Genomic DNA, 655 nt, shown 5'->3' with positions numbered 1-655 from the left:
GAGTTTCGCGGTCAGGCCCTTGAGGTCGCCGACGCCGTCACCGTTGCTGTCCTGGAAGGAGCGGACCAGGACCTCGTAGAAGACGGCGCGCTTGAACCAGTCCGGGTCACGGTCCTTGGCAGGAGTGTCCTCGAAGGTGTCCAGCACGGGCTCGTTGACGGTCATGACGCGGGGGACCCTCCGATCTGCGGTGGCGATGCCTGGACGTGGAGCACGTGCGCGGGGGCCCTGCCGGGCTCCAGGCGTACGTAATTGGTCCTGCCCCAGCGGAAGGTCTCACCCGTCAGTTCGTCGTGCACGGACAGGGAGGCATCCCAGTCCAGGCCGAGTTGCGGCATGTCCAACGAGACCGTGGCCTCCTGGGTGTGGTGGGGATCAAGGTTCGCGACCACCAGGACCGTGTCCGGGCCCGTGCGTTTGCTGTAGGCGATGAGGGCGTCGTTGTCGGTGTGGTGGAAGCGCAGGTTCCGGAGCCGGTGCAGGGCGGGGTGGCTCCTGCGGACGGCGTTGAGCTGGGTGATCAGGGGGGTGATGGTGCGGCCTTCGCGTTCGGCCGCCGCCCAGTCGCGGGGGCGCAGCTGGTACTTCTCCGAGTGGAGGTACTCCTCGCTGCCCTTGCGCAGGGGTGTGTTCTCGCAGAGTTCGTAGCCGCTGT

1 protein-coding gene is annotated in these 655 nt (G+C 67.5%); it reads right to left on the bottom strand.

From position 1 onward, the window contains the following. Positions 1-161: 161 nt before the first annotated feature. Positions 162-655: DUF3459 domain-containing protein (locus ADK36_RS10825; RefSeq protein WP_159391110.1), on the bottom strand; the 494-nt coding region annotated here is incomplete at its 5' end.

Origin of the sequence: Streptomyces viridochromogenes, assembly GCF_001270495.1 — a bacterium.
GTDB classification, from domain to species: domain Bacteria; phylum Actinomycetota; class Actinomycetes; order Streptomycetales; family Streptomycetaceae; genus Streptomyces; species Streptomyces viridochromogenes_A.
Note: the sequence above shows the minus strand (reverse complement) of the source record. Positions and strands in the feature narration are given on the sequence as shown.